The sequence below is a fragment of the Thiocapsa sp. UBA6158 genome (assembly GCF_002423035.1).
Taxonomy (GTDB): domain Bacteria; phylum Pseudomonadota; class Gammaproteobacteria; order Chromatiales; family Chromatiaceae; genus Thiocapsa.
Window position 1 is genome coordinate 22,920 of record NZ_DIUM01000069.1, and the last position, 6,915, is coordinate 29,834.

At 64.0% G+C, this 6,915-nt stretch carries 5 protein-coding genes and 1 pseudogene; 2 read left to right on the forward strand and 4 right to left on the reverse strand.

The window, feature by feature from the left end:
* Positions 1 to 99 precede the first annotated feature (99 nt).
* The 4 genes from tssC to B4N44_RS10005 form a co-directional block, all read right to left on the reverse strand.
* Positions 100 to 1,602 (reverse strand): type VI secretion system contractile sheath large subunit, encoded by a 1,503-nt coding sequence (tssC, locus tag B4N44_RS09990; RefSeq protein ID WP_296700157.1) that lies wholly within the window; start codon positions 1,600 to 1,602, stop codon positions 100 to 102.
* A 1-nt stretch (position 1,603) separates the two neighbouring features.
* Entirely contained in the window at positions 1,604 to 2,128 is a 525-nt protein-coding gene (tssB, locus tag B4N44_RS09995; RefSeq protein WP_296700160.1) for a type VI secretion system contractile sheath small subunit, read from the reverse strand.
* Between the two features lie 66 nt (positions 2,129 to 2,194).
* The gene (tssA, locus tag B4N44_RS10000) at positions 2,195 to 3,238 is read right to left on the reverse strand and encodes a type VI secretion system protein TssA (protein ID WP_296700163.1); all 1,044 of its coding nucleotides are present in this window, start codon (positions 3,236 to 3,238) and stop codon (positions 2,195 to 2,197) included.
* Positions 3,239 to 3,410: 172 nt separating this feature from the next.
* On the reverse strand, positions 3,411 to 4,709 hold the full coding sequence (locus B4N44_RS10005; protein ID WP_296700166.1) for a cobyrinate a,c-diamide synthase: 1,299 nt from the start codon (positions 4,707 to 4,709) through the stop codon (positions 3,411 to 3,413).
* Positions 4,710 to 4,900: 191 nt separating this feature from the next.
* Here B4N44_RS10005 and cobM point away from each other — a divergent pair, with 191 nt between their 5' ends.
* On the forward strand, positions 4,901 to 5,689 hold the full coding sequence (gene cobM, locus B4N44_RS10010; RefSeq protein WP_296700169.1) for a precorrin-4 C(11)-methyltransferase: 789 nt from the start codon (positions 4,901 to 4,903) through the stop codon (positions 5,687 to 5,689).
* Positions 5,690 to 5,941: 252 nt separating this feature from the next.
* Positions 5,942 to 6,915: pseudogene (gene aceE, locus B4N44_RS10015) on the forward strand (pyruvate dehydrogenase (acetyl-transferring), homodimeric type); the annotation flags it as partial.

Sequence of the window (6,915 nt, forward strand, 5' to 3'; positions counted from 1 at the left end):
TCCTCGGCTTGCATGTGATGGAGCCGCCCATGCGTGCGAAACGGATGGGCGAGCCAAAGCCCGGCCAGTGTCGCGTCGGCGTCATTGCCGGGGTTTCAATCAAGCGCCCTTTGCCGACGGCAGCTTGGAGACCAGACGCAATGACACCGTCAGGCCCTCGAGCTGGTAATGCGGGCGCAGGAAGAACTTGGAGGTGTAATAGCCCGGATTACCCTCGACCTCCTCGACGACCACCTCGGCCGCGGCGAGCGGCTTCTTGGCCTTGGTGGTCTCGCTCGAATGCGCTGGATCACCGTCGACATAGTTGAGGATCCATTTATTGAGCCAGCGCTGCATGTCCTCGCGCTCCTTGAATGAGCCGATCTTGTCGCGCACGATGCATTTCAGATAATGCGCGAAGCGACAGGTCGCGAACAGATAGGGCAGACGCGCCGCCAGATTGGCGTTGGCGGTGGCATCCGGATCGTCGTACTCGAACGGCTTCTGCAGCGATTGGGCCCCGATGAAGGCGGCGAAGTCGGTATTCTTTTTATGGATCAACGGCATGAATCCGTTCTTCGCAAGCTCCGCCTCGCGCCGATCGCTGATCGCGATCTCGGTCGGACATTTCATGTCGACCCCGCCATCGTCGGTCGGGAAGGTGTGGGTGGGCAGACCCTCCACCGAGCCGCCCGACTCCACGCCGCGGATGCGCGAGCACCAGCCGAACAGCTTGAACGAGCGATTGATGTTGGTCGCCATCGCATAGGCCGAATTGGCCCAGGTGTATTTGTCGTGCAAGGCCCCGGCGGTGTCTTCCTCGAAATCGAACTCATCCACCGGATTGGTGCGCGCGCCATAGGGCAGACGGGCGAGAAAACGGGGCATGGTCAGGCCCAGATAGCGTGAATCCTCGGATTCGCGCAGCGATCTCCAGGCGGCATATTCCGGGGTCTGGAAGATCTTGGTGAGGTCACGCGGATTGGCCAGCTCCTGCCAGCTCTCCATCTGCATGACCGAGGGCGCGACCGCGGCGATGAAGGGCGCGTGGATGGCCGCCGAGATCTTGGCGATCTCGCCAAGCAGCTCGACATCGGGCGGGCTGTGGTCGAAATAATAATCACCGACCAGACAACCGAAAGGCTCGCCGCCGAACTGGCCATATTCCTCCTCGTAGAGCTTCTTGAACAGGGGGCTCTGATCCCAGGCGGTCCCCTTGAACTTCTTCAAGGTCTTGTGGACATCCTTCTTGGAGATGTTCATGACCCGGATCTTGAGCATCTCGTCGGTCTCGGTGTTGTTGACGAGATGATGCAGACCCCGCCAGGCCCCCTCGAGCTGCTGGAAATCCTCATGATGCAGGATGAGATTGATCTGCTCGGTGAGCTTGCGATCGATCTCGGCGATGATTGACTCGATGGTGCGCACGGCGTCGTCGGAGATGAGCGCGGTCTGCTCCAACGCCTGGGCGGCGAGGGTCCGCACCGCGTCCTCCACCGCCTCGCGTGCACGGTCGGAGCGAGGTTTGAATTCCTTCTGGAGCAGCGAGGTAAAGGCACCGGCCTCGATCGGTTCGGCGGTCGCGCTCTCCCGGGGCTGCGCTTGGGTCTCGGTCTCGGCCATTTTACTTCTCCTCCGCCTGGGGCTGCTCATCCGCCGGCTTCGGCGCGGCGGCGAGGGCCTGCAACAGGGTCGGATCTTGGAGCACCTTGGCGATCAACTCCTCGGCACCGCTCTTGCCGTCCATATAGGTCAAGAGGTTGGCGAGTTGGGAGCGCGCGTTGAGCAAGTTGTTCAAGGCGTCGACCTTGCGCGCGACCGCCGCAGGCGAGAAGTCATCCATACTCTCGAAGGTCAGCTCGACGTTCAGGTTCCCCTCCCCGGTCAGGGTGTTGGGCACCTGGAAGGCTACGCGCGGCTTCATCGCCTTCAATCGATCATCGAAATTGTCGACGTCGATCTCGAGCATCTTGCGATCGGCGACCGGAGGCAGGGCGTCGACGGGCTTGCCCGAGAGATCCGCGAGGACGCCCATCACGAAGGGCAGCTGAATGGTCTTTTCGGCGCCGTAGAGTTCGACGTCATACTCGATCTGCACCCGCGGCGCCCGGTTGCGGGCGATGAACTTCTGACTGCTTTCTTTCGCCACTGAGAGTCTCCTCGGTTTCGAATGGTCCGCGGTGTCGGGTCAACAGTAGGTGCCGCGGGACAGATATCAGCTCTTGTCGTCGATCCCGCACACCTTCTGGATCTGGGGCAAGGCATCCGGGGCAAGGTCGCGCACGATGTCGACGAAGTTCCCGGTCACGAGCCGTCGGGCTCGTTGCAGCAACAAAGGAACCGGGCTCGACGGCTCGTTACGAAGGTAGTAGTCGCAGAGTCGGTCCAGGGACTGAACGACATCCTCGCGCGAATGGATCCCGACGCCGGGATGATCCGCGGTCGATGGCGGCCGCATTTCCCGGCCCGCTTCGGCATCCGGATCGCTTTGCACCCCGGTCATCGACGCCGGCCGGCGTTCATCGAGGCGCGCCTGCAAGACCCCCTGCATTGCGCTGAGTAGGTCCGTCAACGGCGAGAGGTCGGGCATGAGATCCGCGGAGACATGCGTGGCAAGGGCATCGCTCAGCGCTCGCGCCCCGGCAAGCGCAGAATTCGCACCCAGCGCGGCCGAGCTCAGCTCCTCCAAGTCGCAATCCTGGAAGGCCCCGGCAATGGCCGCGGTGTCGCGTGGCTGTACATCGCCGGGTGCTGTCGCCTTGCCGTCGGCAATCTCGATGTCTCGATAGGTCACGTGACCGAAGACCCGAGAGCGAATCAGCGGGGTCGTTCTCAACGGCATGAGGAGGGTGCCGTGTCCGCACAGATCGAGAAGCACATTGACCCGGGCGCCCGGATCCATGTCCTCCTCTGGATCGAGCCCGGGATAAAGATCATCCCAAAACCCTTTAACTAATCCGGTCAATACCCCGAGCCCGGCACTCAATCCCGGAAGACCGCGTGTCTGCAGCAATGCTCGCGTCAGGAATACGGCGGGGCGCAGATCCTTGGACCGCTTGAGCAGAGCGACGGTCAAGGTATGTACATGGCGCCAATCCGGCTCCTCTGCAGGGACGAGGCTGTCGCCCATGCGACGCTCGGGCGTGCCCTCGGCCGCCTGAAGCATCGCGAGGAAGTCCGAATCGTATTCAAGATCATCCCCCGCCGGAGATTCGGCAGAGACCGGTTGGAGGAGGATGTCGAGGTCGAAGTCACTCATCGTGTCTGCGCGCCAAGTCGGGGAGACAGCAAAAGAATCCAAGAAGACGACCGGATTCGAATGCTATAGCACAGGACCCTGATCCCTGCAAAGACGGATCGGCAATTCCCCGGCGACCCCGACGCCCGGAGCGACGTCGCGATCCCGCCCCGAAACAGCGAGAAAAAGGTGCTCAAGGCACAAACAACGCCGCCACCGCCTCCGGGGCGGACGGAAAATAGAGATGCAGGTAGCTCGCCCGTACCGGACCGAGCCGATAGAAGGGCTCGCCCGGCTGTCCGTCGGAGCGACGTCGTCCCGTGAAGGTCGGCGTCATCGGACTCTCGAGGGCTGAATGATGAAAGCTGTGCCCGCGCACTTCGCCCCCGGGCAGCTCGATCGATTCGAGGCCCAATCCGACCAGACGTGGCATCAGACGACCTTCCCCGGGCAGCAGACCGACCATGGTGCCGCGCTCGCCGTCGCGATCGAGCAGTGACTCGAGCAGATAGAGCATACCGCCGCATTCGGCATAGATCGGCCGACCGGCGCTCGCGTGCGCCTGAAGGGAAACCTTCATGGCCTGATTTCCCTCCAGCCGCTTCAGATGCAGCTCGGGGTATCCGCCGGGCAGGTAGATGGCGTCGGCGACCACGGCGGTGTCGGCGAGCGGTGAGAATTCAACCAAGTCGGCGCCCATCGCGCGGAGCAGGTCCAGGTTCTCGGGATAGATGAAGCTGAAGGCGGCATCGCGGGCGACGCCGATCCTGCGACCGGTCAGCAGGGGCGGCACGTCGGCGGCATCCCCGGCGGGGGGCTCGAACCGCACCGGCTCCGGGAGCCGCGCCAAGGTGGTACCGGCAATCACCTGCGCCGCAGCGTCGAGACGCGCATCCAGGTCGGCGATCTCCTCGGCCTGGACCAAGCCAAGATGTCGGCTGGGCAGCGTCGCCTCATCCACGCGCGGCACGGCGCCGAGAAAGGCGATATCCGCCGGCATACCGGCCGCCAGCATCTCGGCATGGCGCGCACTGGCAACCCGGTTGGCGATGACGCCCGCGAACGGGAGCTCGGATCGATAACGGGCCAGTCCGAGCGCGAGTGCGCCGAAGGTCTGGCCCATGCCGCCGGCATCGATCAGCACCGCTACCGGGGCGCCGAAGGTCTGCGCGAGGTCGGCCCCGGACGGGTTACCGTCGAAGAGTCCCATCGCCCCTTCGATCAGGATGAGATCCGCCGTGCCGGCGGCCGCGTAGAGCTTGCGCCTCGAGTCGGTCTCGCCGACCATCCAGAGATCCAGAGATTCGACGGGCGTCCCGGCGGCGCGACCGAGGATCATGGGGTCCAAGAAGTCAGGTCCGGTCTTGAAGACCTGTACCCGCCGCCCTTGGTTGCTGTGATGCCGTGCCAACGCGGCGACCAAGGTCGTCTTGCCTTGACCGGATGCGGGAGCGGCGAGAAACAGTGCGGGACAGGTTCGGGCAGTGCTCATCACTCAAACGTCGATTCGGGCCTGTTGAAGGCGGTGAACGGGCGCGGCCGGACGCATTGCGTCCCGGTCGACCGGCCCTCTATCCTGTCGGTTCGAGCCATCATGCTGGAAGCCTCTTCGCCGATGCAACTCAGCGCGATTCGGCAGCGAGAACACTGTCATGGGCATGGTCGATATGGGCAAGGTTCGGTATGGGTAAAGTCTGGTTCGTCGGCGCCGGTCCGGGTGCGGCCGATTTGATCACAGTCCGCGGCAGTCGCCTGTTGGGAGAGGCCGGCGCCGTTCTCTACGCCGGGTCGCTGGTCTCGCAGGCCGCCCTGCAATGGGCCTCGCCCGGCTGCGACATCGCCGACTCGAAAGGAATGGACCTCGGGGCCATCACCGATTGGCTGATGAATCGGGCGCAGCGTCACGAAACGGTGGTGCGACTTCAAACCGGTGACCCGGGGCTTTACGGCGCCTTGGCCGAGATAGCCGGACCACTGGACCGCGCCGGGATCCCGGTCGGCATCGTGCCCGGCGTCTCCTCGGCGATGGCCTCCGCAGCGGCTGCGGGGGAGACACTGACTCTCCCGGAGGTGACCCAAACGGTTATTCTCACCCGCATCGAGGGACGCACACCGATGCCCGAGCGCGAGTCACTCGATGCGCTGGCAAGCCATCGGTGCACACTCTGTATCTTTCTCTCGATCGCCCACATCGACGCGGTCATCGACGCGCTCCACCGCGCCGGCTGGGCAGACTCCGCCCCCATGGTTGTCGTGGAGAAGGCGACCTGGCCGGGCGAGGAGCGCGTCCTGCGCGGAACGCTCGCCGACATCGCCGAGCAGTGCCGCGCGGCCGGGATCGACCGACAGGCCATGATTCTGGCCAGCCCGGCTCTGGGTGCACGCACGCGCACCGACATCGAGATGTCCCGGCTCTACGCCCCCGAGTTCGGCCACGGCTTCCGCCGTGCCGAGCCGACGCCCGAGACGTGAGGACCCCGCGATGACTGCACTCTCCGAGCTCTACAAGACCGATTTCCACGCCTGGACGATCGATCGGATCCTTGATTTCGATTTCTACCCGAATGAGCCCTGACCCCAAAGGCTGGAGGCTGGGGGCTGGCGGCGACCGCCTCCGCCCAGCCATACATTGACCTTCTGAATTCTTACCATTGCAAACCTGGAGCGCTGATATAATCCGCGCTTTGCCCGTGCCGACCGCTTCGACCGCTTCCGGGAAACATCATGACCAACAAGCCCGATATCGATCCCCAAGAGACACAGGAATGGCTCGATTCGCTCGAGGCCGTGCTCGAGAACGAAGGCGTCGAGCGCGCCCACTTTTTGCTCGAGCGACTGATCGACAAGGCGCGCCGCTCGGGGGCTTATCTCCCGTTCACCGCCAACACCGCCTACGTGAACACCATTCCGGTGCAGCAGCAGGAGCGCTTCCCCGGCGATCGCGCGATGGAGCGACGCATCCGCTCCTTCGTGCGCTGGAACGCCATGGCCATGGTGGTGCAGGCGAACCGGCTCTCGACCGAGCTTGGGGGGCACATCTCGAGCTTCGCCTCCTCCGCCACCCTGGTCGACGTGGGCTACAACCACTTCTTCCGTGCGCGCGACAAGGATCACGGCGGCGATCTCATCTTCTTCCAGGGCCACGCGGCACCCGGCATCTATGCCCGCGCGTTTTTGGAGGGACGCATCAGCGAGGAGCAGCTCTACAACTTCCGCCAGGAGGTCGACGGCAACGGCCTATCCTCCTATCCGCACCCTTGGTTGATGCCCAACTTCTGGCAGTTCCCGACCGTCTCGATGGGGTTGGGTCCGCTGATGGCCATCTACCAGGCGCGCTTTATGCGCTATCTGAACGACCGGGAGCTGGTCAACACGAGCGAGCGTAAGGTCTGGGCCTTCCTGGGCGACGGCGAGATGGACGAGCCCGAGTCGCTCGGCGCCATCTCCTTGGCGGCACGCGAACGTCTCGACAACCTGGTGTTCGTTGTCAACTGCAACCTGCAGCGTCTCGACGGTCCGGTACGCGGCAACGGNNGCAAGATCATCCAGGAGCTCGAAGCGGTCTTCCGCGGGGCCGGCTGGAACGTCGTCAAGGTCGTCTGGGGGAGCTACTGGGACCCCTTGTTTGCGCGCGACAAGCAGGGGCTGCTGCTCAAACGCATGGAAGAATGTGTCGACGGCGACTACCAGGCCTACAA